General features: G+C 65.5%; 23 protein-coding genes. 15 read left to right on the top strand and 8 right to left on the bottom strand.

Annotated elements, in window-relative coordinates; translation table 11 throughout:
- The coding region (locus VH499_RS12695; protein WP_332053104.1) for a methylmalonyl-CoA mutase family protein at positions 1–1485 on the bottom strand (1485 nt) is incomplete at its 3' end.
- 81 nt (positions 1486–1566) lie between these two features.
- On the opposite strand from VH499_RS12695, the gene VH499_RS12690 reads away from it, so the two are divergent.
- From VH499_RS12690 to VH499_RS12675, 4 genes are all read left to right on the top strand, one after another.
- Positions 1567–2763 (top strand): YjgN family protein, encoded by a 1197-nt coding sequence (locus tag VH499_RS12690; RefSeq protein WP_332053103.1) that lies wholly within the window; start codon positions 1567–1569, stop codon positions 2761–2763.
- Entirely contained in the window at positions 2763–3842 is a 1080-nt protein-coding gene (locus VH499_RS12685; protein WP_332053102.1) for a M48 family metallopeptidase, read from the top strand. The genes VH499_RS12690 and VH499_RS12685 overlap by 1 nt, the downstream gene beginning before the upstream one ends.
- A gap of 70 nt (positions 3843–3912) precedes the next feature.
- On the top strand, positions 3913–4287 hold the full coding sequence (locus VH499_RS12680) for an STAS/SEC14 domain-containing protein (protein ID WP_332053101.1): 375 nt from the start codon (positions 3913–3915) through the stop codon (positions 4285–4287).
- 195 nt (positions 4288–4482) lie between these two features.
- On the top strand, positions 4483–5256 hold the full coding sequence (locus tag VH499_RS12675) for a hypothetical protein (protein ID WP_332053100.1): 774 nt from the start codon (positions 4483–4485) through the stop codon (positions 5254–5256).
- A 130-nt stretch (positions 5257–5386) separates the two neighbouring features.
- On the opposite strand, the gene VH499_RS12670 is transcribed toward VH499_RS12675, so the two are convergent.
- Both VH499_RS12670 and VH499_RS12665 read right to left on the bottom strand, forming a co-directional pair.
- Entirely contained in the window at positions 5387–6202 is an 816-nt protein-coding gene (locus VH499_RS12670) for a cytochrome c (protein WP_332053099.1), read from the bottom strand.
- Positions 6199–7317 (bottom strand): mandelate racemase/muconate lactonizing enzyme family protein, encoded by a 1119-nt coding sequence (locus VH499_RS12665; RefSeq protein WP_332053098.1) that lies wholly within the window; start codon positions 7315–7317, stop codon positions 6199–6201. Before VH499_RS12665 ends, VH499_RS12670 begins: the two co-directional genes overlap by 4 nt.
- Positions 7318–7361: 44 nt before the next feature.
- Between VH499_RS12665 and cimA the strand changes: the two genes are divergently transcribed.
- From cimA to VH499_RS12640, 5 genes are all read left to right on the top strand, one after another.
- Positions 7362–8975, top strand: a complete 1614-nt coding sequence (gene cimA / locus VH499_RS12660) for a citramalate synthase (protein ID WP_332053097.1) — start codon at positions 7362–7364, stop codon at positions 8973–8975.
- Positions 8976–9136: 161 nt separating this feature from the next.
- Positions 9137–10183, top strand: coding sequence for an HlyD family secretion protein (locus tag VH499_RS12655; protein ID WP_332053096.1), 1047 nt, complete (start codon positions 9137–9139; stop codon positions 10181–10183).
- 19 nt (positions 10184–10202) lie between these two features.
- A complete protein-coding gene (locus VH499_RS12650; protein ID WP_332053095.1) occupies positions 10203–11714 on the top strand; it encodes a DHA2 family efflux MFS transporter permease subunit in 1512 nt (503 codons plus the stop codon).
- Between the two features lie 11 nt (positions 11715–11725).
- Positions 11726–12490 (top strand): RNA methyltransferase, encoded by a 765-nt coding sequence (locus VH499_RS12645; RefSeq protein WP_332053094.1) that lies wholly within the window; start codon positions 11726–11728, stop codon positions 12488–12490.
- A gap of 2 nt (positions 12491–12492) precedes the next feature.
- Positions 12493–12915 carry an OsmC family protein gene (locus VH499_RS12640; RefSeq protein WP_332053093.1) on the top strand — a complete coding sequence of 141 codons (423 nt, stop codon included), beginning with the start codon at positions 12493–12495 and terminating at the stop codon, positions 12913–12915.
- 34 nt (positions 12916–12949) lie between these two features.
- On the opposite strand, the gene VH499_RS12635 is transcribed toward VH499_RS12640, so the two are convergent.
- Positions 12950–13354, bottom strand: a complete 405-nt coding sequence (locus tag VH499_RS12635) for a hypothetical protein (RefSeq protein ID WP_332053092.1) — start codon at positions 13352–13354, stop codon at positions 12950–12952.
- A 153-nt stretch (positions 13355–13507) separates the two neighbouring features.
- Here VH499_RS12635 and VH499_RS12630 point away from each other — a divergent pair, with 153 nt between their 5' ends.
- The 6 genes from VH499_RS12630 to VH499_RS12605 all read left to right on the top strand — a co-directional run bounded on the left by VH499_RS12630 (position 13508) and on the right by VH499_RS12605 (position 20399).
- A complete protein-coding gene (locus VH499_RS12630) occupies positions 13508–15130 on the top strand; it encodes a winged helix-turn-helix domain-containing protein (RefSeq protein ID WP_332053091.1) in 1623 nt (540 codons plus the stop codon).
- A gap of 279 nt (positions 15131–15409) precedes the next feature.
- Positions 15410–16024: a 30S ribosomal protein S4 gene (rpsD, locus tag VH499_RS12625; protein ID WP_332053090.1), complete on the top strand. Its 615-nt coding sequence runs from the start codon at positions 15410–15412 to the stop codon at positions 16022–16024.
- Positions 16025–16117: 93 nt separating this feature from the next.
- Positions 16118–17293, top strand: coding sequence for an amidase (locus VH499_RS12620; protein ID WP_332053089.1), 1176 nt, complete (start codon positions 16118–16120; stop codon positions 17291–17293).
- Between the two features lie 13 nt (positions 17294–17306).
- On the top strand, positions 17307–17711 hold the full coding sequence (locus VH499_RS12615; protein WP_332053088.1) for an AtzH-like domain-containing protein: 405 nt from the start codon (positions 17307–17309) through the stop codon (positions 17709–17711).
- A gap of 24 nt (positions 17712–17735) precedes the next feature.
- Positions 17736–18782: an amidohydrolase family protein gene (locus VH499_RS12610; RefSeq protein ID WP_332053087.1), complete on the top strand. Its 1047-nt coding sequence runs from the start codon at positions 17736–17738 to the stop codon at positions 18780–18782.
- A gap of 48 nt (positions 18783–18830) precedes the next feature.
- Entirely contained in the window at positions 18831–20399 is a 1569-nt protein-coding gene (locus VH499_RS12605) for an ABC transporter substrate-binding protein (RefSeq protein WP_332053086.1), read from the top strand.
- Positions 20400–20422: 23 nt separating this feature from the next.
- On the opposite strand, the gene VH499_RS12600 is transcribed toward VH499_RS12605, so the two are convergent.
- The 4 genes from VH499_RS12600 to VH499_RS12585 form a co-directional block, all read right to left on the bottom strand.
- Positions 20423–20842 (bottom strand): aconitase X swivel domain-containing protein, encoded by a 420-nt coding sequence (locus tag VH499_RS12600; RefSeq protein WP_332053085.1) that lies wholly within the window; start codon positions 20840–20842, stop codon positions 20423–20425.
- Positions 20842–22089: an aconitase X catalytic domain-containing protein gene (locus VH499_RS12595; protein ID WP_332053084.1), complete on the bottom strand. Its 1248-nt coding sequence runs from the start codon at positions 22087–22089 to the stop codon at positions 20842–20844. The genes VH499_RS12600 and VH499_RS12595 overlap by 1 nt, the downstream gene beginning before the upstream one ends.
- A 59-nt stretch (positions 22090–22148) precedes the next feature.
- On the bottom strand, positions 22149–22526 hold the full coding sequence (locus tag VH499_RS12590; protein ID WP_332053083.1) for a helix-turn-helix domain-containing protein: 378 nt from the start codon (positions 22524–22526) through the stop codon (positions 22149–22151).
- Positions 22527–22686: 160 nt separating this feature from the next.
- Entirely contained in the window at positions 22687–24258 is a 1572-nt protein-coding gene (locus VH499_RS12585; RefSeq protein WP_332053082.1) for an ABC transporter substrate-binding protein, read from the bottom strand.
- Between the last annotated feature and the right edge of the window lie 12 nt (positions 24259–24270).

Below are 24270 nucleotides of genomic sequence, written 5' to 3'. Positions count from 1 at the left end.
GCGCAAGGTGTCGGTCCACTCGCCCGTCGTCACCCCGGCCTGCGCGCAGGCGATCGACGCCGGCATGACGTTGCGGTCTTCCCTGGCGGCCGCCGCGAGGTCCGCCAGCGCCGACTCCACGACCTTGCCATCCCGGTTCGTCCGCCACTTCTGCAATCGCTCGACCTGCTCGCGCTCGACCGACGCATCGACGGTGAGGATGGCGCCTTCGCCGGCCGACAGGGGCGAAGGCTCGCCCTCGGTATAGGCGTTGACGCCGACCACCGTCTGCTCGCCGGCCTCGATCGCGGCCAGGCGCTTGAGATTGGACTCGACCAGGCGCTGTTTCATGTACGCCGCATCGATCGCCGCCACCGCGCCGCCCATGTCGGCGATGCGCTGCATCTCGGCGCTCGCCTCGGCCTTCAGCGCCTCGACCTTGCGGGCGATCTCGGTGCTGCCGTCGAAGATGTCGCCGTACTCCAAGAGGTCGGTCTCGAAGGCCACGATCTGCTGCAGGCGGAGCGACCATTGCTGGTCCCACGGCCGCGGCAGGCCGAGCGCCTCGTTCCACGCCGGCAATTGCACCGAGCGGGCGCGTGCGTTCTTGCTCATCACCACCGCGAGCATCTCGAGCAGGATGCGATAGACGTTGTTCTCCGGCTGCTGCTCGGTGAGGCCGAGCGAGTTCACCTGCACGCCGTAGCGGAACAGCCTCTGCTTCGGATCGCCGACGCCGTAGCGGGCGCGGGTGATCTCGTCCCACAGCTCGGCGAAGGCTCGCATCTTGCAGATCTCGGTGACGAAGCGAATGCCGGCGTTGACGAAGAAGGAGATGCGGCCGACCACCTGCGGGAAGTCGGCTGCCGGCACTTGCCCTCGCGTGCGCACTGCATCGAGCACGGCGATCGCATTGGCTAGCGCGAAGGCAAGCTCCTGCATCGGCGTCGCGCCGGCTTCCTGCAGGTGATAGCTGCAGACGTTCATCGGGTTCCACCTGGGAACCTCGCGGTAGGTGAAGCCGATCGTGTCGGCGGTGAGCCGCAGCGACGGCTCGGGCGGGAAGATGTAGGTGCCGCGCGAGAGATATTCCTTGATGATGTCGTTCTGGGTGGTGCCCTGCAGCCTGGCGCGCGCAACGCCCTGCGCCTCGGCCGTGGCGATGTAGAGCGAAAGCAGCCACGCCGCGGGCGCATTGATGGTCATCGACGTGTTCATGCGGTCGAGCGGGATGTCGGCGAACAAGGTACGCATGTCGCCCAGATGGCTGATCGGCACGCCGACCTTGCCGACCTCCCCCTTGGCGAGTGGATGGTCCGAATCGTAGCCGGTCTGGGTCGGCAGATCGAAGGCGACCGAGAGGCCGGTCTGGCCGCGTGTGAGATTGGTGCGATAAAGCTCGTTCGACCTGGCGGCCGTCGAATGACCGGCATAGGTCCGGATCAGCCAGGGCTTGTCCCTGACGGGTCCTCCCTGGAGGGGCTTGTCGCGCATGGCGCCGGTCATGGTGTAAGCTCCGATCCTGCAACCGATGTTGCATTGCAGCATAGAACGTTCCGCGATGCAGCCAAGAGGTAAAAGCCTGTCGTGAACGACTCTTTCGGGGGCACAGCCGACCTGCCTCCGCCCTTCCAACCACAGCCCACCGCGCCGCAGCCGGCGTCCGCGGGCGCGCCCACCCGGCCGGCCTATGACGGCAAGCTCAGCGAGCTTTACGGCATCTATTTGCGCCACCTGCTTTTGATGGTGGTTACGCTCGGCTGGTCGCGTTTCTGGGGCCGAACCCGTATCCGCCGCTATCTGTGGAACCACATGGCAATCCTCGGTGACCGCTTCGAGTATCGCGGCCGCGGCATCGAGCTGATGGTGGGCTTCCTCGTCGTGCTCGCGATCCTCGGCCTGTGGGCCGGCACCGTCTGGGCGATCTGGCATTTCGTCCTGCACGACCGCTCCGTGCCGGGCTTCGATCTCGTCAATCTCATCTTCCTGTCGATTGCGTTGATCGGCGTGCCCCTGGCTTATGTCGGCCACTATTCGGGGCTCCGCTACAAGCTCTCGCGCACGCGCTGGCGCGGCATACGCTGTGCCATGGAAGGCTCCGCCTGGAGCTATGGCGCGCGAGCAACGTTCCTCAACTTCGCCAATGCCATGACGGCGCGCCTGCTGACGCCCGTGGTGTCGGTGAACCTTGCCCGGCCGCGCATCGTGCATGCCCGTCTGGGCACGCAAGGCTTCGACTTCGCCGGCGGCGCCGGCGACATCTACGGCCGTTATGTCGGCTACTATTTCCTGAATATCCTGGCCTGGATCGCTGCCATCACGGTCGTCGCGTTTGTGGTGGGCGGCTTCGCCGAGAGATCCGGCCTCAGGCTGGAGGACATCAAGGGCCTCGGCGACCTTGGTCGGCTGCGCACGATCCTGCTGGTCGCGGCCCTGGCGGTCGGCGGGTACCTGCTGTTCGGCGTGATGATCCTGCCGCTGCGCTGCTGGTGGCGCGCCTACCTCTACCGCTACCTCGTGAGCCATACGCGCGCCGGCGGCGTGCTCTTCACGACCGGCATCACCACGCGCCAGATGTGGGGCTACCTGGTGCTGAACTACCTGATCGTGCTGCTCACGTTCGGCCTCGGCTGGCCATGGGCGATGCATCGCACGTTGCGGCTGATCGCGCGCGAGCTTTGGCTCTACGGCATGCCCGACGGAGGCGCGATCGGCCAGCCGTCCGGCAAGGGCCCGCGCTTCGGCGAAGGTCTGCTCGACATGTTCGACGTGAGCGGCATCTGATGACGCACGGGCACGCGACGATCCGCGGCCGCTACTACGACGGCCGCACGGCGAACGTGCGCGAGGTCACGGTCGCAGCAACCCCGGGCGAGGTGATCCTTCGCGATGCGGCCGACACGTCGGCGATCGCGCGCTGGCCCATCGTCGATCTCGCCGTGCTGGGCGACAGCGAGCACGAGGCGGTGCCGCTGCTCATGCGGCGCAACGACGAGGCGCGGCTTGCCATCGAGGATGTGGATCAGCGCCGGGCGCTCGCCGCGGCGGTGCCGGAGATCGCACGCCTCGGTGCGCCTCGGCCGTCGACCGCCGGGCGCATCCTGCAATTCGGCGCGGGGCTTGCCGCGGTGATCGGCCTGTTCTGGGCCGGGCTGCAGGCCGGCAGCGATGCGCTGGCCCCGATGGTGCCCCACACCCTGCAGGCGCGCCTGGGCGAAGGCGTCTACGCGCAGCTCGTGGGCCAACGCCCACTCTGCCACGGCAAGGCGGGACTGGAGGCCGTCAATCTGTTCGCCGGTCGGCTTGCGGCCCAGGGCGGGTATGATCGTCCAGTCAGCGTGCGCGTCGTCAAAGGCGGGCCGATCAACGCCTTCACCTTGCCCGGCGGAATCATCGTCCTCTATTCGGCCCTGATCGACCGGGCCACCGATGGTGAAGAGCTGGGCGGGGTGATCGCGCACGAGATCGGCCACGCCGTGCGCTATCACCCGATCAAGGGGCTGGCGCGGCAATACGGCACCGAGCAGATCCTGAAAGCGATCACCGGCGGCTACTCCGAGATCGGCACCCTGGGCTCGGGCGGGACACTGCTGCTGGCGCTGCGCAACGGTCGGGCGTTCGAGCGCGAGGCCGATGCGACCGGCGTGTCGCTTCTGGAACAGCTTGGCCTGCGTGCCGACGGCATGTCGCGCTTCTTCGAGGCGCTCTTGAAGATCGAGCCGCACGATCCGGCGGCCCTCGCCGGCATCTGGTCCGACCATCCGCCGACGGCCGAGCGCGTGGCGGCAACCCGCAGGCCGGCCACGGGCGCGCCGGACTTCAGCGCCGCCGACTGGCAAGCAATCCGGACGATGTGTCGCTGAACAGGACGACACGACGGGGGCTAGGTTGCCGTCGAGTCGTCCGATCCGGTAGTCGGGAAGGGGAGGGGCCATGCCCATTACGTGGACCATTTCGCATGCGGACCGGCTTGTGACAGTGAAGGCCGAGGGTCCGATCACGCTCAAGGAGGCGGAGGAATATCTCGACGCGATCGTCGTCAACGATGCCATGCCCTACCGCAAGCTTGTCGACTGCACCGCCATGCACACAAACGCGAGCGACGAGGAAATGATGCAGCTTGGCGGGCGCATGCGGGCCTATGTGGCGACCCTGGAGGGTGGCCCGCTCGCCTTCGTCGTGACCAGGCCCGACGTGCTCGACTATGTCAGGCGCTACATCAATCTCGTCATGGGGGCGACGCGACCGGTCAAGATCTTCGAGACTGTCGCCGAGGCGCGCCGCTGGCTGGAAGTGCAGACGGGTTAGGTCGCGCTACCGCCGCAGCCTCGCCTATCGGCAAGCCAGGTCACGATGGCGTCGATGTCGGCATCGGAGAGCGCGTGATTGCAGTGTAAACTACTCTGGACATGAGACATTCCTTCGGCGCTGCGAACCGGGTACGGCAGCGCAGCCGCATCTACATTTCAGAAACCTGCTATGGACAAAGATTAGGAGCTTCTCATGCTCGTTAGGCTGACGACTTTCATCGGTTTGTTTGTCTCGCTTCCAATTTTTGCCCAATCAGCGGCTGGTGACCAAGGCTTTGTCGTCATCAACATCCATGCATTGGATTGCCCGCCCTGCCTCCGATGGGAGAACGTTTACAAAACTGAGTGGCTCAGGTCGCCGGAATACAAGCTGGTCAGGTACGTGCAGATCGAGTCCCCCTCGATCAGTGAATCTTACCTGCCGACGCATTGGCCTCAGGATTTGCTGCCGGTCCTGGCGCAAACAGGAGGAAGAGGCGTACCCCGTTATCTCATCGAGAAAGACGGCAGAATCATCTCGGACCGGTATGGCGTCGATAATTGGCCGAACACGGTGAGTGATCTCAAGAAATTTCTTGCAGGTGCTTCCGGGAGTGTCTCGGCTCCTGTCCCGGGAACTCCGGGATCGTTCGACGGGAAATGGGCCGTCGTCCATACCTGCGCTCCGATTGGACAGGCCAAAGGTTACACGATTCGCTATGAAATGACTGTGGTGAAAGGCGCGGCGCATGCCCAATGGGGTAGCGAAGGGAAGCCGGACTCCTTCGCTCTGACGGGCAACGTGCAGCCCGATGGCAAAGCAGCATTTTCGGTTGCAGGCTACACGGGCGACTCGCGTTACACTGCTGGCGGCGTATCGGCTGGCGCTCCTTACGCGTATGCCATCGAGGGGCAATTCTCTTCCACTCAAGGACATGGAGACCGTACGAAGGAACGCCACTGCACGTTCGAGTTTACGCGAAAGTAAGTCGATTTCAGAGAGAGTAAGCGATAGAGCTGCGCCACCTGGCCATTGGCGTCGAGAGCTGTGAACATGAGCGCTACTCGAAATGCGCTCCGGATTTATTGAAACGGTTTGTTTTCGAGCCTCTCCAACCCTACCGGTGCTTCGCCTTGTAGGAAAGCCAGGTCACGATGGCGTCGATGTCGGCATCGGAGAGAGCGTCCGCGGAGAAGGCCGGCATCTTCTGCTCGGGCCAGTGACGCACGGACCTGGGATCGCGCAAGAGTTTCCTGAGCGCCTCCGGCTGGAAGTAGTCGACGGGGTTCATGGGCATGCCGAGGTCGGGGCCTTGCGTGCCTTCGCCCTCGCCCTTGAAGCGGTGGCAGGCCATGCAGACCGCCACGAAGCGGTCGAGGCCACGGCGGATCGGATCGGTGGCGGGCACACTCGCCTCGACACCGAGGGCGGGCCAGCGCTTGATCGGGCTGTCGGTCACGGTGAGCGCGGCGAGCTTGTAGACCCAGTATTCGCTGCTGATCCTTGCCGCGCCGCTCGTGCGCCAGACGATGTAGAAAGGGCCTGCGCTCTTCCTTTCCTTGTCCCGCGGCAGGGCAGGCCAGGGCGCGGCGGGACTCTCGATCGCGACAAAGGCCTCGGTGTCCGCCGTTGCCAGCTCGAGGAGTTGTGCCGGGATGGCGATGGAGAAATTGTCGGTGGCCCGGGCCTGCACGTAGTCGTCGTCACCGGCCGCCACCCGCTTCAGGAGTTCCGCCGTCGGGATCGCGCGATAGGTCATGGTGCGGCGATAGACGACGTCGTCCACCGTGACGTCGCGCGTCGCCGGATCGGCCAACAATTCCTGCACGGTATAGCGCTTGGAGGATTGCCTGTCGGCGAGGCTCAGCGTCTGCGCGGCGGCGGTTCCGAGGCTGACGGCGCAGACGATTGTCAGCGCAAGTAGATGCCTCACCCCTTCATCCTCTGCCCGCCGACGCGGTGATCCTTCAACACTTCCGGGCGGAACGCCAACCCGTGCCCGGGCCGCTCCGGTGGCGTCATGGTGCCATTCTTCGCCGGCAGGATCGGGTCGATCCAGAGATCGTCGTTCCAGTCCATGTATTCGAGGTAGCTGGCATTGGGGATCGAGGCGAGGAGATGCACCATCTGCTCGTGGAAGAGGTGCGGCGCGATCCGGATGCCCCACGGCTCGGCTGCGGCGGCGATCTTGCGCAGTTCCGTGTAGCCGCCGCGCATCGGATCGGGCTGCAGGATCGGCACGCACGGCGTCTCGAAGAACGGCCGCAGGTCCTGGCGCGTGAAATGGCTCTCGCCGCCCACGATGCGCGTCCTGAGGGCGGCGGCGATGCGACGGTAGCCCGCGAAATCCTCGGCGATCACCGGCTCCTCGAGCCAGTAGGGATCGAAATCGTCGATCCGGCGGCCGGCCTGGATGGCGGTGTCGGCGTCCCAGCCCATGTTGACGTCGATCATGATCTCGATGCCATCACCCGTCGCCTCGCGCATCGCCTTCACGTTCTCGACGTCCTCGCGCCACGGCCTGATGTGCGCAACCTGCATCTTGATGGCCGTGAGCCCCATGGCCGTGAACTCCCTCGCGCGCGCGATCATGCCGTCGCGGCCGAGGCCCCTGAAACAGCCCGAGCCGTAGGCCGGTACGGTTGGACGCGCGGCGCCCCACAGGCGGAACAGAGGCAGGCCGGCGCGCTTGCCGACGACGTCCCACAGCGCCATGTCGACCGCGCTCTGGGCGAATACCGTGACGCCCATGCGGCCGAGCCAGAAATTGCTCCTGTAGAGCTGCGTCCAGATCGCCTCGATCTCGGTGGCATCGCGCCCGATCAGGTGCGGCGCCACCAGCTCCCTCATCGCCGAGTCGATCGTCTGCAGCCCGCCGCGCAGCGGCTGCAGATAGCTCATGCCGACGAGACCGCCCTGGGTCTCGATCTCGAGCACATAGATCTCGCGGAACGGGTCGGAGAGGATGCCCGCCGCCGGCGGCTTGCCGCGCCATGGCACCTGCAGCAGCGTCGAGCGCAGTTCGACAATGGTCGTCGCTGTCGTCATAAGGCGTGTCTCCGTTTTGTCGGGCCCACTATGATGCCGCCGCCATGACCACGTCCAACCGCCTCTATCTGTTCGACACCACCCTGCGCGACGGCGCCCAGACGCAGGGCGTCGACTTCACGGTCGCCGACAAGGTGGCGATCGCGCGCGAGCTCGACCGGTTGGGCATCGACTATATCGAAGGCGGCTGGCCCGGCGCGAACCCGACCGACGACCGCTTCTTCGCCGAGCCGCCGTCGTTCGAGAACGCGAGGTTCGTGGCTTTCGGCATGACCCGGCGTGCCGGCCGCTCGGCGGCCAACGATCCGGGCCTGAACGCCATTCTCGCCACCAGGGCACGCACCGTCTGCATGGTCGGCAAGACCTGGGACTTCCATGTCGATGTCGCGCTCGAGCTCGACCGTGCCGAGTATGTCGGGATGATCGGCGACTCGGTTGCCCACGCCAAAGCACGCATGGACGAGGTGATGTTCGACGCCGAGCATTTCTTCGACGGCTACAAGGCCAATCCCGAGTACGCGCTCTCCTGCCTGTCGGCGGCGGACAGGAACGGCGCGCGCTGGCTGGTGCTGTGCGACACCAACGGCGGGACGCTGCCGCACGAGATCGAACGCATCGTGGGCGAGGTCTGCCGGAAGTTTCCCGGCGAGAAGATCGGTATCCATACGCACAACGATACCGAGAACGCCGTCGCCAACACGCTGGCGGCGGTGCGGGCCGGCGCGCGCCAGGTGCAGGGTACGATCAACGGCCTGGGCGAGCGCTGCGGCAATGCCAACATGATCTCGCTGATCGCCAACCTGGTGATCAAGATGGGCTACGAGACAGGCTTGAAAGAGGGCGCGCTGCAGCGGCTCACACATTTGTCTCGCCTGCTCGACGATCGGCTGAATGCGCCGGCCAACCGCAGCGCCGCCTACGTCGGCACACGCGCCTTCGCCCACAAGGGCGGGTTGCATGTCTCGGCGGTCGAGAAGGATCCCAGGACCTACGAGCACGTCGATCCCGAGACCGTCGGCAATCAGCGCATCATCGTGGTGAGCGATCAGGCTGGCCGTTCCAACATCATGGCGCGCTTCCGCCAGATCGGGCTGGACGTCGATCCGAAGGACCCGGGCGTGGCGCGGCTCCTGGAGATCGTGAAGGAGCGCGAGGCCGAGGGCTATGCCTATGACGGCGCCGACGCTTCGTTCGAGCTTCTGGCGCGGCACGAGTTGCACACCGTGCCCGACTACTTTGCGTTGCAGAGCTTCCGCGTTCTGGCCGAGCGGCGGGTCAACGCCCGTGGCCAGCTCATCGCTCTTTCCGAGGCCACGGTGAAGCTCGACGTGGCGGGCCATGTCGCCATGGAGGTGGGAGAGGGTAACGGCCCGGTGAACGCTCTCGATGCTGCGCTGCGAAAGGCGCTCACCCCGGTCTATCCCGAGCTCGGCGACATGCGTCTGGTTGACTTCAAGGTGCGCATCCTCGATTCCGCCGGCGGCACGGCCGCGACCACCCGGGTGATGATCGAAAGCGCCGACGCCAAGGGGCGGCGCTGGTCGACGATCGGCGTATCGCCCAATATCGTCGACGCCTCCTACAACGCCCTCTACGACGCCATCACCTACAAGCTGTTCCGCGACGGCGCCAAGCCGGCCGGGTCAAAGCAGGGCTAGGACCGGTACGGTCGGCAGTACCTATAGCGGAAGCTGGCAGCCATGCCGCGCCCTCGGTTGACGGTCGTGCCGGGCCGGCAGACCATATCTAGCGAATGGACGGAGAGGGAATACCGCTACCGGCATCGCCGCCTAAAATCGCCGTCGCGCCGCCACCGCGAATGCCGCGCTCCTATCGGCGCGGCTGGGCGCGTATCATCATGTGGTCGCTGCCCTTCGTCGTCGCCGCAGGCGCGCTTGCCGTCTGGCTGACCACGGGCCGCTATGTCGGTACCGACAATGCCTATGTGAAGGGCGACCGCGTCCTTGTCGCCACCGAGCTGAGCGGCGTGATCACCGAGGTGCCGGTTTCGGAGAACGAGCACGTCTCGCGCGGCCAGCTCCTGTTCAGGCTCGACGACACGCCCTACCGGCTGGCATTGGCCAAGATCGACGCCACCATCGACACGGCGCGCGCCGAGATCCGTGGTCTGCGTGCGCAATGGCGCACCAAGCGCGAGGAGATCAAGGCCGCGCTCAGCCAGCAGGTCTACGCCCAGGCGGACTACGACAGGCAAAAGGATCTCGCCGAACGCAAGTTCGCCTCGGCCGCCAAGTTCGAGGAAGCGCGCATGTCGCTCGACGTGGCGCGCCAGCGCATCTCGGCCGCCGAGCAGGATCTGACTCGCATCGAGGCAGCCCTTGCCGGCGATCCCAAGATCGAGGTCGATCATCATCCGAAGGTGAAGGAGCTTCTGGCCCAGCGCCAGGAAGTACTGCTCAATCTTCGGCGCACCATCATCAACGCCCCGCTCGACGGTGTCGTCTCCAAGACGCCGCTGCCGGGCAGCTACGCGACCGCGGGCCAGCCGTCGATCGTCGTGGTCTCCGACAAGGATCTGTGGATCGAGGCCAACTTCAAGGAAACCGAGCTGACGCGCGTTCGCCAGGGCCAGCCGGTGGCGATCAACATCGACACCTATCCCGACAACACCTGCACCGGCCGGGTGAAGTCGATCGCCCAGGCGACGGGCGCGGAGTTCGCCGTGCTGCCGCCGCAGAATGCCAGCGGCAACTGGGTCAAGGTGGTGCAGCGTATCCCCGTCCGCATCGCCGTCACCTGCAAGAACGACGAGTCGCCGCTGCGTGTGGGCATGAGCACCACTGTCGAGGTCGACACCGGTCACCACCGCACCTTCGGCGAGCTGCTGTCGATCTTCGGGCTGTGACCTCTTTCGGCGAGCCTGCATGAACGTCGATCCCGCGATTCTGCGCCGCCGCCGGCTGATCACTTTGGTGGTGATGATGGCCACCATCATGCATGCGCTCGACGGCACGATCGCCAACGTCGCTCTGCCCTCCATCCAGGGCTCGCTGTCGGCCACGCAGGAGCAGGTCTCCTGGGTGATCACCTCGTACATCGTGTCGTCGGCGATCATGACGCCGCTGGCGGGCTTCTGCGCGGTGCGCTTCGGCCTGCGCCGCATCCTGGTGAGCGCGGTCGTGGGCTTCACCATCGTCTCGATGTTCTGCGGCGTGGCGCAGACGCTGGAGCAGCTTGTGCTGTTCAGAGCCCTTCAGGGCGCCTTCGGTGCATCGCTGGTGCCGCTCAGCCAGGCGCTGATGATGGAGACCTACCCGCGCGAGGAGCAGGGCAAGGCGATGGCGATGTGGGGCGTCGGCACCATGGTCGGGCCGATCACCGGCCCGACGCTCGGCGGCTGGCTCACCGACCAGTACACCTGGCGCTGGGTGTTCTACATCAACCTGCCGGTCGGCATCCTCTGTGCCACGGGGCTGATGCTGCTGATCAGGAACCAGGTGAGCGAGACCCGGCGCTCCTTCGACCTGCTCGGCTTCACCTTGCTCGCCATCGCCATCGGCACGTTCCAGCTCATGCTCGATCGCGGCCAGCAGCTCGACTGGTTCGAATCGCGCGAGATCGTCATCGAGACCCTGGTGGCCGGCGTCGCCGCCGCGATGTTCGTGATCCACATGCTGACCGACGATCATCCGTTCCTGTCGCGCGACCTATTCAAGAACCGCAACCTGATGATCGGGCTCGTCTTCACCGCCCTTGCCGGCTTGATCCTGATCGTCACCTCGACGCTGATGCCACCCTTCCTTCAGCAGCTCAAAGGATATCCGGTGTTCACCACGGGTATCGTCATGGCGCCGCGCGGCATCGGCATGATGGTCGCGATGATGCTGGTGTCACGCCTGATCGGCCGCATGGATGCACGCTGGCTGATCGCGATCGGGCTCGGTCTCTGCGGGCTGTCGCTCTACGAGATGACCCTGTTCAGCCTCGAAGTCAGCGAAAGCCGCATCGTCTGGAACGGTGTCTATCTCGGCTTCGGGCTGGGGCTGGTCTTCCCGCCGCTGACCACGCTCGCCTTCGCCACCATCCCGGCGCGGCTGCGCACCGAAGGTGCCGCCATCAACGCCCTTCTGCGCAATCTCGGCGCCTCGGTGGGCATCGCCGTCCTGGTCTCGCTGCTCGCTCGCAACACCCAGACCAATCATGCCGAGCTCGCCGAGAAGTTCACGCCATTCGATCCGGGTTGGCCGCTCGGCTCGGCCTGGCCCGGTACCCAGCCGCAAATGCTCGCCGTGTGGGATGGCGAAATCACGCGCCAGGCGGCGATGATCGGCTACCTCAACGATTTCCGCGTCATGATGCTCTGCACCGTGATCGTCATCCCGCTCGTGGTGCTGATGCAGCGACAGGCCCTGCTGCCCCGTCCGTCGCGACGTTGATATAAGGCTCCATGGGACGAGCCTCGAAAGGGCGGCCGACCGACCGGCCGGCGCCGCTCATCGTCATGGTGCGGCCGCAGCTCGGCGAGAATATCGGCATGGCGGCGCGCGCCATGCTGAATTGCGGATTGTCGGCGCTCCGGCTGGTCGGGCCGCGCGACGGCTGGCCCAACGAGCGCGCCTGGCGGGCCGCTTCCGGTGCCGATGTCGTGCTGGACGAGGCCCGCGTGTTCGAGACCGTGGGCGAGGCGGTGGCCGACCTCGAGCATGTCGTGGCGACGACCGCGCGCAACCGCGAGCTCGTGCAGCGCATCGTGACGGCCCGGCAAGCGGCCCTCGACATGCGCGGCTGGATCGCCCGCGGCCGCAAGGTCGGCATCCTGTTCGGGCCCGAGCGTACCGGGTTGTCGAACGACGACATGGTTCATGCCGACACCGCGCTCACGATCCCGCTCAATCCGCAATTCTCCTCGCTCAACGTCGCCCAGGCCGTGCTGATCGTGGCGTATGAATGGGCGGCGGCCAACGATGCCACGCTGGCCGAACGGCTGGCCGATCACGCCACGCGGCCCGCCAGCAAGGAGGAGCTGCAGAACCTCTTCGATCATCTGGAACGCGCGCTCGACCAGTCGGGCTTCCTGCGCCACGAGGCCATGCGGCCGTCGATGGTGCTCAATCTGCGCGCCCTCCTGCAGCGCGCCGCCATGACCGAGCAGGAGGCGCGGACCTTCCACGGCGTCATCAAGTTCCTGAGCAAGCACAAGCACGAGGAGTAGGGATGTCCACCACCGCAAAAGTTTCCTGGGTCGAGGGCGCCCTGTTCGTCGCCGAGGCCGGCAGCGGCCATACCATCACCATGGACGGTGCGCCCGACATTGGCGGCCGCAACCTCGCCGCGCGGCCGATGGAGGTGGTTCTGATGGGCATGGGCGGCTGCACCGCGATCGACGTCGTCGCCATGCTGAGGAAGCAGCGCCAGGACATCGAGGGCGTGGAGGTCTCGCTGCTCGCCGAGCGGGCCGGGGACCATCCCAGCATCTTCACCTCGGTCAAGCTCGTCTACACCGTGCGCGGACGCAAGCTCAACCGGGCGCTCGTCGAGCGCGCGGTGAGCCTTTCCGACGAGAAATACTGCTCGGCGACGGCAATGGTGAAGAAATCGGCCAAGGTCACGCACGATGTCGTGCTGGTGGAAGTTTGACAGCCTGACCTGATTCGAATGGGGATTGTTTGCCTCAATTGTTGCTGGTCTGCTCCATCTCCCGCGGAAAGACGATGCTGAAGGACTTCAAGGCTTCACTTGTTCCATCGCCACGATCGAGCCTCAGAACGGTTTCCCAGATCTCGGCTTCATGTCCGTCCCAGGTCCGGAACGTGTGGTCGGCCATCGGCCGTGTGAGGACCGTCGGGATATCGGCCTCGAGGCAGTATCCCTGCTGGATATAGAGTCTCAGCACGACCGTGTAGCTTTCGGCGTCGCCGATGCGCTCGACGAGATCGCGAACGATGGTCGGATGGACGCAGGAGATCGAGCCCTTGAGGCGATCGCCCCGGTAGCCGAGCGGCTCGTTGCCCATCGCCGGGAGCGACAGCGACCAGATCGCGGTTGCTGCCAGGCTTGCCTCGAGCGTTGCGCGCATGATGGCCTCCTCGCTTCGTGCCGGATCACGATGCCGGCACGGTGCGAGACGCGCTTGAGGCGACCGTCAGCCCGGCCTTGTTTTTTCCTTGGGATTGCCTTGCTCCGATGGGCCGCGGTGTTAACCTCCCGGGCACCGTCAGAGACCAGCGACTTGCGCTATCTGTTCGATGTCTTTTCCCTCGATACCGACCGGCGCGAACTCAGGTGCAAGGACGGGCTGCTGCCGATTGAGCCCAAGGCTTTCGACCTGCTGGTCTACCTGATCGCCAACCGCGAGCGCGTCGTCAGCAAGGACGACCTCGTTGCCGCCATCTGGGGCGGCCGCATCGTTTCGGAAACGGCGCTGACGACCTGCATCAATGCGGTCCGGCGCGCGGTCGGCGACAGCGGCAAGGCGCAACAGCGGATCCGCACGCTGCCGCGCAAGGGCGTGCGTTTCGTCGGCGATGTCCGGCAGGACGACGATGCCGGCCGCGCCGGCGCCGGCGTCGGCGAGAGCGCCGCCGACGCGGCGCGACCCGCTTTGGCGCTGCCCGACAAGCCGTCGATCGCGGTCCTGCCGTTTTTGAACCTGAGCGGCGATCCCGGGCAGGAGTATTTCACCGACGGCGTCACCGAAGACATCATCACCGAGCTGTCGCGCTTCCACTCGCTGTTCGTGATCGCGCGCAACTCGTCGTTCTCCTACAAGGGCAAGTCGCCCGACGTCCGCCAGGTCGGCCGGGACCTCGGCGTCCGCTACGTGCTCGACGGCAGCATCCGCAAGTCGTCGAACCGGATCCGGGTAACCGCCCAACTGATCGACACGCTCACCGGCAATCACATCCGGGCGGAGCGCTACGATCGCGTGCTGGAAGACATCTTCGCGGTGCAGGAGGAGGTGACGCGAGCCATCGTCGGGGCGATCGCACCCGAGATCGAGTCGAGCGAGCAATCGAAGGCCGTTCGACGACGCCCGGGCAACCTCACCGCCTACGAAATCGCGCTGCGGTCCCGGGCTCACGCGCTGGAAGGATATGACAAGGGGGATCGAGCGCTTATCGATCGGTCGATCCAGGAGGCAAAGGAGGCACTTGCGATCGACCCGGGCTGCGTTCCGGCCCTGCTCGAACTTGCCCGCGCTCATGCAAACGCCCTGGTCCTCGAGTGGGCGGCGGATCGGGAACAGGCCCGTCGGGAAGCGACGTGGGCCATCGGGCGCGCGATCGAGCTCGACGACGCGAATGCGTTTGGCTACGCGCTGCGCGGCTATCTCGTGCTGCAGAGCTTCGAGAAGGATCGCTATCCGGCCGCACTCGCCGATGAACGGCGCGCGCATGGGATGAACCCCAACGATCCGATCGTGCTGCGATTTCTGGCGATGCTGGAAGCCGCAACTGGTGAACCCGGGCGGGCGATCGAGCACTTGCATCAGGCCTTGCGATTGAGTCCGCGCCAGTCGCGCAGCTACGAGATCTATCAGGTCCTGGCCCATGCGAGCTTCTTCGCAAGGAAGTATGAGGAGGGCATCGCCTGGGCGTTGCGCGCGCTGCACGACATGCCCTCGTTTCCCATCGCGCACGTCAACCTCGTGACGTGCCTGGTCGGCGCGGGAGAAATCGACAGGGCGAAGGCGGCCTTCGCCGTGGGGCAAGAGCTCGCGCCGGCGCTCTTCAAGAGCAGGTTGGGGGGTGTGTCGGTGGCGGCCCGGCCGGAGGATCGACGGCGGACCCACGTCTTCCTGCGCATTGCCGCCGGCCTCGAAGACCCGGGCGCGGCCGATGCGCTGCGCTGAGGGGCGGGGCGAAAAGTGAGAAAATTGGCCCGAAATGCCGATGCCATGGACAGCGAAGCCTTCTCATCTCGTTGAGAAACCGTGAGAAACTAGGGTTAATCCGGCCGCTTGACTGCGCCTGCTCCGCCAGTATGTTCCGCGCCTTCTCCGGAGAACGTGGTGGCAGGCCTTTTGGGGCTTCCTCCCGCCCCGAGTGGCACCCGCTGCAAGCAGCGGGGACTCGGATCCAGGCCTATCCGGACAACAGCGTCGCATGGCGCACAACGAAGGAGCGATCGCGTGAGCAAGCGCGAGAATTCGAAGTACAAGATCGACCGCCGCCTCAGGGTCAACCTGTGGGGCCGGCCGAAAAGCCCGATCAACAAGCGCGACTACGGTCCCGGCCAGCACGGCCAGGGCCGCCAAAAGCCGACCGACTACCGCTTGCAGCTCATGGCCAAGCAGCGGCTCAAGGGCTATTACGGCTCGGTCTCGGAGCGCCAGCTCCGCCGCTACTATCTCGAGGCGGTGCGCCGCAAGGGCGACACCGGCGAGAATCTGGTCGAGCTTCTGGAGCGTCGGCTGGATGCCGTCATCTATCGCATGAAATTCGCGATCACGCCCTTCGCCTCGCGCCAGCTCGTGAGCCACGGCCACGTCAAGGTGAACGGCAGGCGCGTCAACATCGCCTCCTATCTGGTGCGCGACAACGACGTGATCGAGCTCGCGGCCAAGGCCAAGGAGATGGTGCGCGTGCTCGAGGCGACGCAGAGCCCCGAGCGCGACGTTCCGGAATATGTGACGGTCGACCACAAGGAGATGAAGGGCACCTTCGTGCGCGGGCCGAAGCTCGCCGATGTGCCCTATCCGGTGCAAATGGAGCCGTCGCTGGTGGTCGAGTACTACAGCCGCTGATCCGTTCTTCACCCGCACAACGAAAGCGAAAGCCCGCCCTTTGTGGCGGGCTTTTTTGCACCGGCCTACTGTCTCGTCATCAGGGGGTGACGGATGACCGACGAGATCGGCGCCTTCGTGGCGGGGCCGCGTGTGCGCATCGAGGGACGCGCCGGCGGTCCGCTGTCGGGCCTCACCTTCGCCGCCAAGGATCTGTTCGACGTGGCGGGCGTGCCGACGGGCGGTGGCAATCATGACTGGCCGACGGGCCGGGCCGTGCCGCAGCGTCATGCCTGGGCGGTGCAGACGCTGCTCGATGCTGGCGCGACGCTGATCGGCAAGACGATCACGGACGAGGTCTCGCTCGGCATCCTGGGCGAGAACCCCTTCGACGGCACACCGGCCAATGTGCGCGCGCCCGGTCGCGTTCCGGGCGGCTCGTCCTCGGGCTCGGCCGCGGCGGTCGCTGCCGGGCTTTGCGACACCGCGCTCGGCACCGATACCGGCGGGTCGGTGCGCGTGCCGGCGAGCTTCTGCGGCCTCTATGGCATCCGCCCGACGCATGGCCGCATCGACATGGCCGGCATGCTGCCGCAGGCGCCCACCTCCGACACCACCGGCTGGTTCGCGCGCGATGCCGAAACCTTCGCCAGGGTCGCCGCGGTGATGCTGGGCGAGACGATCCCGGCTGCGCTGCCGACGCGCCTCGTGGTTGCCGTCGACACGTTCGGCTTTGCCGATACCGGCGTAGCCGCGGCTCTGCAACCGATGCTGAAGCGCCTCGTCGGTTTGATCGGCCATAGCCGCGAGGACATCATGGCGCCGCAGGGCCTGTCGGTCTGGGCGCGGGCGCAGCGCGCGCTGCAGCCGGCCGAGGCTTACGCGACGTTCAAGGATTGGCTCGACGCGCGCAATCCGCGCATGGCCTTCTCGGTGGCACGTGGGCTGCTGGCCGGCGCGATGATCCCGGCAAGCGAGCAGGGCTGGGCCAATCTCATGCGGCAGGAGGCGAGGGCCCGTATGGCCTATCTGGTGCCGCCGGGCACGATCCTCTGCCTGCCCACGACGCCGTTTCCCGCCCCGCGCGCAAGCCAGGCGCTGTCGGTGCTCGATCCGCTGCGCGACCGTATCACCTGCCTCTGCGCGCAGGGTGGATTGGCCGGCCATCCGCAGGTCAGCCTTCCCGGTGCGACGGTCGACGGGCTGCCGATCGGCCTGTCCATCATCGGTGCGCGGGGCAGCGATGCCGGCCTGGTTGCAGTAGCGCGCGCGCTCGAGGCCGCGAAGTGAGGGAAGGGAGCCGATGCAGGACCTGACGCCGAACATGCCCGAGGTCGTGGCCGAGATCAGGACTCTGTTCGAGCGCTACGAGCAGGCCCTGGTCGACAGGAACGTCGACGTGCTCGACGCGACCTTCTGGGACAGCCCGCACACCATTCGTCTTGCGCACAACGAGCACGGCTACGGGTTCGATCGCATCCATGCCCATCGCGTCGCACGACCGCCCGGCCCTGGCACCAAGGAGAAGCGCTACCGCCTCGACATCCTGACCCTGGGCCGCGACATCGCCAGCGTGAACCTCGTCTACAAGGTCCGTGGCAAGGACATGACCGGCCGCCAGAGCCAGACCTGGGTGCGCTTTCCCGACGTGGGATGGCGGGTGATTTCAGCTCACGTCTCGGCGATCAGCGAACAGCCCGTGCTGTAAGGCGAAGACAAGACGGAGGAAACGATGACGAATGCCTCGCCGCGCCTCGGCAATTCCCTCGCGCCGCCCGATCCGGCGTGGCTCGCGAAGGTGAGCGAGCCCGCGCTCGAGCCCGACCTCCCGATCGTCGATCCGCACCATCACCTGTGGGAGCGCGGCGACATGATCTACATGTACCGCGACCTGCTGGAGGATCTTCGCGCCGGCCACAACGTTGTCGCTACCGTCTTCGTCGACTGCCGCTCGATGTACCGCAAGAGCGGGCCGACTGAGATGCGTCCCGTCGGCGAGACCGAGTTCGTGAACGGCGTCGCGGCGATGTTCGCCAGCGGAAGTTACGGCCCGGCGCAGGCCTGCGCCGGCATCGTGAGCTACGCCGATCTTCGACTGGGCGCGAAAGTACGGGAAGTCCTGGAAGCGCAGATCGTGGCCGGCAACGGCCGGTTCCGCGGCATTCGCTACGCCACAGGCTGGGACAGGCACGAGGAGATCCGGCGCACCCACACCAATCCATCGGAAGGCCTGATGGCCGACAGCACGTGGCGTGAGGGCTTCGCGCAGCTCGGCAAGCTCGGTCTTACGTTCGACGCCTGGCTCTACCATCCGCAGCTCGGGGAGCTGGCCGATCTTGCCGGCACCTTCCCCGACACTCCGATCATCCTCGACCATGTCGGCGGCCCGTTGGGTTACGGACCCTACGGCCTGCGTCACAACGAGGAATTCGCGGCGTGGAAGAAATCCCTGGTCGAGTTGTCCAAGCGCGCCAACGTGACGGTGAAGGTGGGCGGGCTCGGCATGCCCATGGGGTGGTTCGACTTCTACGAACGGCCGGCACCACCCACGTCCCAGACGCTCGCCGACGCCTTCAGGCCGTGGGTCGAGACCTGCATCGAGCTGTTCGGCGCCGAGCGCTGCATGTTCGAGAGCAACTTCCCGGTCGACAAGGTGACGTCGAGCTACGCGATCCTGTGGAACGCGTTCAAGCGCCTGGCCGCGAACGCCTCGGCCGCCGAGAAGAAAGCGCTGTTCTCGGGTACCGCTGCGCGCGTTTACAAGCTTGCCTTGGCGTGACAGCGAACGCCCTCTAGACTTCTCTCCTCGCCTTTTGGGGGATACGTCATGCGTCGCTTTGTTGCCGCGTCGGCCATCGCTCTGGCCGCCGTTTTCGTCTCGTTTGCCGCCTCGGCTCAATCGGTCCTCAAGGTCGTGATGCATTCCGACGTGAAGACGGTCGATCCGATCCAGAGCGCCGCCTACATCACGCGCAATTTCGGCTACATGATCTACGACACGCTGTTCGCGGTCGACAGCAAGTTCGAGGTGAAGCCGCAGATGGTCGACACCTGGACCACCAGCAGCGACGGACTCACCTGGACCTTCAAGCTGCGCGACGGGCTCGAATGGCACGACGGCACGCCGGTCACGGCCGATGACTGCATCGCCTCGCTCAAGCGCTGGTCGGCACGCGATGCCATGGGTCAGAAGCTCGCAGCGGCGGTGGCGGAGTACAAGGCCGTCGATCCGAAGACCTTCGAGATCGTTCTCAAGCGGAAGTTCGGACCGTTGCTCGATGCGATCGGCAAGCCTTCGTCGAACGTGCCGTTCATGATGCCCAAGCGCGTGGCCGAGACCGACCCTTTCAAGCAGATCGACAGCTCCATCGGCTCCGGGCCCTTCATCTTCAAGAGGGACGAATGGAAGCCCGGTGAAAAGCTGGTCTTCGTCAAGAACGTCAAATACAAGCCACGCGCAGAGCCGATGTCCGGCCTTTCCGGCGGCAAGGTGGTCAACCTCGATCGCGTCGAGTGGGTGTGGATTCCGGATGCGGAGACCCGGGTCAATGCGCTGATCAGCGGCGAGATCGACATGGTCGAGAGCGTCGACCACGATCACCTGCCGACGCTCGAGAAGACCAAGGGGATCCAGATCCTGACGAGCAGCGTCTCGAACCAGTATGCGTTTCGCATGAATTGGCTCATTCCGCCCTTCAACGACGTCAAGGTCCGTCGCGCCGCGGTCTATGCCCTCAGTCAACCCGAGTTCCTCGAGGCCAATGTCGGCGACAAGCGCTACTACCGTACCTGCAAGGCGATGTTCACCTGCAACTCGCCCCTTGCCTCGACGGCGGGCATGGACGGATTGATCGAGGGCAATGTGGCCAAGGCCAAGCAACTGCTGGCCGAAGCGCACTATGACGGAACGCCGGTGGTCATGCCGCAGCCCACGGACCTCGGCGCGATCAAGCAGCTCGCGCCCGTCGCAAAGGCGCAGCTCGAGCGGGCCGGCTTCAAGGTCGATGTGCAGCCGATGGACTGGCAGAGCATGGTCGCGCGCGTGACCAAGAAGGGACCACCGTCCGAAGGCGGCTGGAATGCCCTGGCGACGAGCTGGTCGCAGATCGACATCCTGAACCCGCTGACCACGGCGTTCCTCATCGCCACCTGCGACAAGGCGCTGGCCGGATGGCCCTGTGACGCGGAGCTCGAGAAGCTGCGCGACAAGTACGTGGAGGCCAACACGCTCGAGGAGAAACGCGCGGTGGCGGATGCCGTGCAGACCTACGCCATGCAGGTCGTCACCCACGTTCCGCTGGGAGAGTGGTTCTCCGTCGGCGCCGCGCGCGACAATGTCGAGTTCCCCAAGCCCCTGCCGCCCGTGACGGTGTTCTGGGGCGTCCGCAAGAAATAGCGGCCGGCGCGGAACGGTTCAGCTCAGGCGTCGCGATTGAGGACCGTCACCCGGCCCTTGGCCGGCTCGACACGGAGCTCGTCGCCGGTGCGGATGAGTTCGCTGGGGCGGCCCTTTTCGAAGCGGTCGACCATCGCCAGATCAGCGAAGGCCGCGCCCTGCGCCAGGATGGTGTTGGCGTGGTCGAACAGGATGGCGAGCGGCGCCATGCCGCGGGCTGCCATTTCGCGCAGCATCCAGGCCGAGGCGACGCCACCCTTGGCCGTTTCCAGGACGAGGATCTTGCCGACATAGCTTTGGCCATAGAGCCGGTGGGCCTTGCGCGAGAAGACTCCCTTGACGCGGTCGAGGTCGTAGCGCGCCGAAAAATTGTCCGTCGCGACGAGTGCTGTGCCGGTCACCGCGGGGCCGATGCCCTTGTGGCATTTGAGCGTGACCGGCATCAGCGCATCTTTCCGGCGACGGCGCTCTCGACGCATCTTTCGGTCGTGGCGAGCGAGGGCCGGTAGCCGTAGCCGCCAATGATGTTCACCAGCTTCGCCGAATTTGTGAGGAGCCTCTGCCAGCCGTTGGCCTGCGCCATCTCGCGGGCATAGCTCTGGTAGAAACAGATGCCCGACGCCACGATGCCCCCGGCCTTTTCGATCCGGGTCGTCAGGCCCAGCCGGTCTGCCGCGAACTTGTTCTCCGGCGATGTGGTGACCAGAAGCGTCGTGTCGCGATGAACCTGCCGGCCGTCGAGCAGAACGGCCAGATGCTGCAGCTCGATCAATGACAGCTGCGGTGCGCCGAACACGACGACGTCGACCTTTGCGCCCTTTGCGGCGTAGGCCTTGTAGAAGCGCTCGAGATCGCGCCTGCCGATGCCGGTGGCGGGCGGGATGGCGGCCCCGAGGAAGGCTTCGGCCAGGGTATTGGCTTCCGGCGTCAGGCCAGGGATATGGAAGAGCGCGGTCGAGCCGAAGCTTGCCATGGCAGTGCCCAGATGCTTCAGCTCGTCGGAGTTGGGCGTGCGGTCGAAGCCGGTGATTACCGGCACTTCCCAGTAGCTGTTTGACGCACGTCCGATGACGCCGCCCAGCGCGCCCCAGTCGGCGAGGTCACGCGGCGTGTCCGTGACATCGAAATGCCGCGTGCCTTTGCGCTTGCCCGCAAGGTGATAGCCGTAGCGCGGCGTGCGGCCGGTCAAGGCGGCAGCCAGTGCCGAAGGACCGCCCTCGAAATTGCTGCGCGCGCCCATCACGCTGTTGACGTAGATCGCGACCCCGGTATCGCCCATCGCCAGATGCTCGCCACGGACGGCCGGCAGCACGGTCTGATAGTTGATGCAGGTATTGGTCATCAGCACGCCCAGCCCCTCGAAGGCGCGACTCGCACGTGCCTCGATCGCAGCCATCGCTTCGGTCTGGCGCAGCCGCTTGTAGGTGGCGATGTCGAGACCGCGCGGATCGGTGATCGTCGGCACGACGACTCCCTTGTCTTTGCCGAGCTGTCTGACCAGGCGCTCCAGCCATTCGACGCCCGAGGGGCCGAGGCTTTCGGTGTCCGCCATGATGTGAGCCTGACTTACCGGCACGAAATCCGGTGCGTCGAAGAAGTCCCCGACGGCGATCTGATGCCGCATCGCCCACTGGCGCGCGGGACCCGCATCGCCATGCAGCATCGCCGTCTCCTCGGGCGTGAGCCTCACGTTTCCGATCCTTCACGTCGTTGGCGGGATCGTAGACGAGACGGCGAAGCGCAGGCCAGCTACTCGGCAGCTTCCAACCTGCGCGCAGCGGCGTCCTCGGCCTGCCAGCGGATCGCAACCTCGGCAAGCTTGCCCAGCACCTCGTCGAGTTCATGGCCGCGCTTGGTCAGCGAATATGTGACCTTGGGCGGAATGGTCGCCTCGTAGTCGCGCCGGACCAGACCTGCCCCTTCGAGGGTGCGCAGCCGCTCGGTCAACATCTTGGCGGAGATGCCGGCCACGCGGCGTTTCAACTCGCCGAAGCGCTGCGGCCCGAACGTGCGGAGATTGTAGACGATGTATGTCGTCCACGGTCCCATCAGCATGCGCAGGATGAAGTCCATTGGGCAGGACGCACCGCCTTCCTTGCCCTGCGCCGAGAACGAATTCGCGTTCATTGGGAAATTCCCTTGGTCACTATTTGGTATCTACTAGCAAAAATATAGTACAGTGCCCAACTATTTCCAGTCACTTTGAGTAATCAACAAGCTCCGCCGCTTGCTCCGGCAGCGCAAAGCAGGCCCTTCTGGGAGACCAATCCTGCCGGGCGAGATCGCTCTATTGCTTCTTGCTGATGTTCCACATCACGAGCGCGGGGCCGGACAGCCAGCCCTGCAGCCGGTCCTTGCGATAGGCGCCGAACGCCTTGTATTGGCCAACTGGCGCATAGTAGGCCTGCTCCATCACCCGGTCGGAGATGGCGGCGGCCAGTTCCTTCTGCCTGACCGGGTCCGTCTCGTGCATGAAGGCGTCGCGCAGCTTCTCCGTCTCCGGATCACACGGCCAGCCGAACCATGCCTTTTCGCAGGCGGCCGATGCGAAGGGGTTGGTGCCGGGATTGTCGGCATCGAGCGTGATGGTAGTCGTGAAGAAGATGTTCCATCCCCCCTGGCCCGGCGGGTCCTTCTTGGCGCGCCGCGTCACCACGGTCTGCCAGTCCATAGACTGCAGGTCGACCTTGAAGCCGGCCTTCTCCAGTTGCTGCTTGGCGACCGGCTGCACGTTGTTGGACGATTGCAGGTCCGTCTGATGCATCATCACGACCGGCGTGCCGTCGTAGCCCGACTCCTTGAGAAGTTGCCGGGCTTTCTCGAGGTTCGGCTTGATCAGGAGATCGCCGTATTCCTTGCCAAACCTGGTACCGCAGATGAAGGGCGCATTGCAGACCTTGTAGATTGCCGGATCCCCTACCTGGGCACGCAGCAGGTCCTCCTGCGCGATCGCATACGTCGCCGCCTGCCGCGCCTTCACGTTGTTGAATGGCGGCTGGAGCGCGTTGAAGCGCATGACGATCTGGCTGCCCTGAGCGTTCCACGGGTAGAGCTCGACATTCTTGTCGGCCTTCAGGATCGGGAAGAGGTCGGGTGGCGGCGACTCGATCAGATCGATCTCGCCCGCCAACAGCGCGTTGACGGCAGTGCTGGGATCGGGAATGGCCAGCCATTCGACTCGATCGACCTTGGCTACCTTGCCGCCGGCCAGCATAGAGGGCGGCTCGGAGCGCGGCTTGTATTTGGGGTTCTTCACGAAGACGACCTTCTCGCCGGGCTTCCATTCGTCTTTCTTGAAGATGAAGGGGCCGGAGCCGGTAAAGTCGGTGATCTGCTTGTAGGGATCGGTCTCGGCCACGCGCTTGGGCATCATGAAGGGCACGTTCGACGAGACCTTGCCGAGCGCGTCGATCACGAAGCCGAACGGCCGCTTGAGGGTCAGGGCGAAGCTCTTGTCGTCGATCGCCTTGAGTTCGGCGGTATCTCTCATCAGAAGCTGGCCATAGCTGTCGCGGGCCGCCCAGCGCTTGATCGAGGCGATGCAATCCTCGGAAGTGACGGGTGTGCCGTCGCTCCAGACCAGCCCGTCGCGCAGCACGATCGTGTAGGTGAGCTTGTCGTCCGAAACCGTGTAGTGATCCGCCATCTGCGGCCGGATCTCGAGATTGGCGTCCTTGGCGAACAGGACGTCATAGATCATATAACCGAAGTTGCGGGTGATGTAGGCGGTGGTCCAGATCGGGTCGAGCACCTTGAGGTCGGCATGGGCAACGACGCGCACTGTCGTTTGCGCCATTGCAGGCGCGCCCAGGACGAACCATGTCGCGGCGACCAACGCCGCCAATTTGCGCCAACCCATCATGACTCTCCC

The organism is Reyranella sp., assembly GCF_036558665.1.
GTDB lineage: Bacteria > Pseudomonadota > Alphaproteobacteria > Reyranellales > Reyranellaceae > Reyranella.
This window is presented reverse-complemented; position numbering and strand designations above follow the sequence as displayed.

What these genes read in the sequence shown, in the direction of transcription:
- VH499_RS12675 (WP_332053100.1), top strand. Translation starts at nt 4,483, where the DNA reads ATGCTCGTTAGGCTGACGACTTTCATCGGTTTGTTTGTCTCGCTTCCA.
- VH499_RS12645 (WP_332053094.1), top strand. Translation starts at nt 11,726, where the DNA reads ATGGGACGAGCCTCGAAAGGGCGGCCGACCGACCGGCCGGCGCCGCTC.
- VH499_RS12615 (WP_332053088.1), top strand. Translation starts at nt 17,307, where the DNA reads ATGCAGGACCTGACGCCGAACATGCCCGAGGTCGTGGCCGAGATCAGG.
- VH499_RS12620 (WP_332053089.1), top strand. Translation starts at nt 16,118, where the DNA reads ATGACCGACGAGATCGGCGCCTTCGTGGCGGGGCCGCGTGTGCGCATC.
- VH499_RS12655 (WP_332053096.1), top strand. Translation starts at nt 9,137, where the DNA reads ATGCCGCGCTCCTATCGGCGCGGCTGGGCGCGTATCATCATGTGGTCG.
- VH499_RS12590 (WP_332053083.1), bottom strand. Translation starts at nt 22,526, where the DNA reads ATGAACGCGAATTCGTTCTCGGCGCAGGGCAAGGAAGGCGGTGCGTCC.
- VH499_RS12665 (WP_332053098.1), bottom strand. Translation starts at nt 7,317, where the DNA reads ATGACGACAGCGACGACCATTGTCGAACTGCGCTCGACGCTGCTGCAG.
- VH499_RS12685 (WP_332053102.1), top strand. Translation starts at nt 2,763, where the DNA reads ATGACGCACGGGCACGCGACGATCCGCGGCCGCTACTACGACGGCCGC.
- cimA (WP_332053097.1), top strand. Translation starts at nt 7,362, where the DNA reads ATGACCACGTCCAACCGCCTCTATCTGTTCGACACCACCCTGCGCGAC.
- VH499_RS12605 (WP_332053086.1), top strand. Translation starts at nt 18,831, where the DNA reads ATGCGTCGCTTTGTTGCCGCGTCGGCCATCGCTCTGGCCGCCGTTTTC.
- VH499_RS12635 (WP_332053092.1), bottom strand. Translation starts at nt 13,354, where the DNA reads ATGCGCGCAACGCTCGAGGCAAGCCTGGCAGCAACCGCGATCTGGTCG.
- VH499_RS12600 (WP_332053085.1), bottom strand. Translation starts at nt 20,842, where the DNA reads ATGCCGGTCACGCTCAAATGCCACAAGGGCATCGGCCCCGCGGTGACC.
- VH499_RS12640 (WP_332053093.1), top strand. Translation starts at nt 12,493, where the DNA reads ATGTCCACCACCGCAAAAGTTTCCTGGGTCGAGGGCGCCCTGTTCGTC.
- VH499_RS12610 (WP_332053087.1), top strand. Translation starts at nt 17,736, where the DNA reads ATGACGAATGCCTCGCCGCGCCTCGGCAATTCCCTCGCGCCGCCCGAT.
- VH499_RS12680 (WP_332053101.1), top strand. Translation starts at nt 3,913, where the DNA reads ATGCCCATTACGTGGACCATTTCGCATGCGGACCGGCTTGTGACAGTG.
- VH499_RS12650 (WP_332053095.1), top strand. Translation starts at nt 10,203, where the DNA reads ATGAACGTCGATCCCGCGATTCTGCGCCGCCGCCGGCTGATCACTTTG.
- VH499_RS12585 (WP_332053082.1), bottom strand. Translation starts at nt 24,258, where the DNA reads ATGGGTTGGCGCAAATTGGCGGCGTTGGTCGCCGCGACATGGTTCGTC.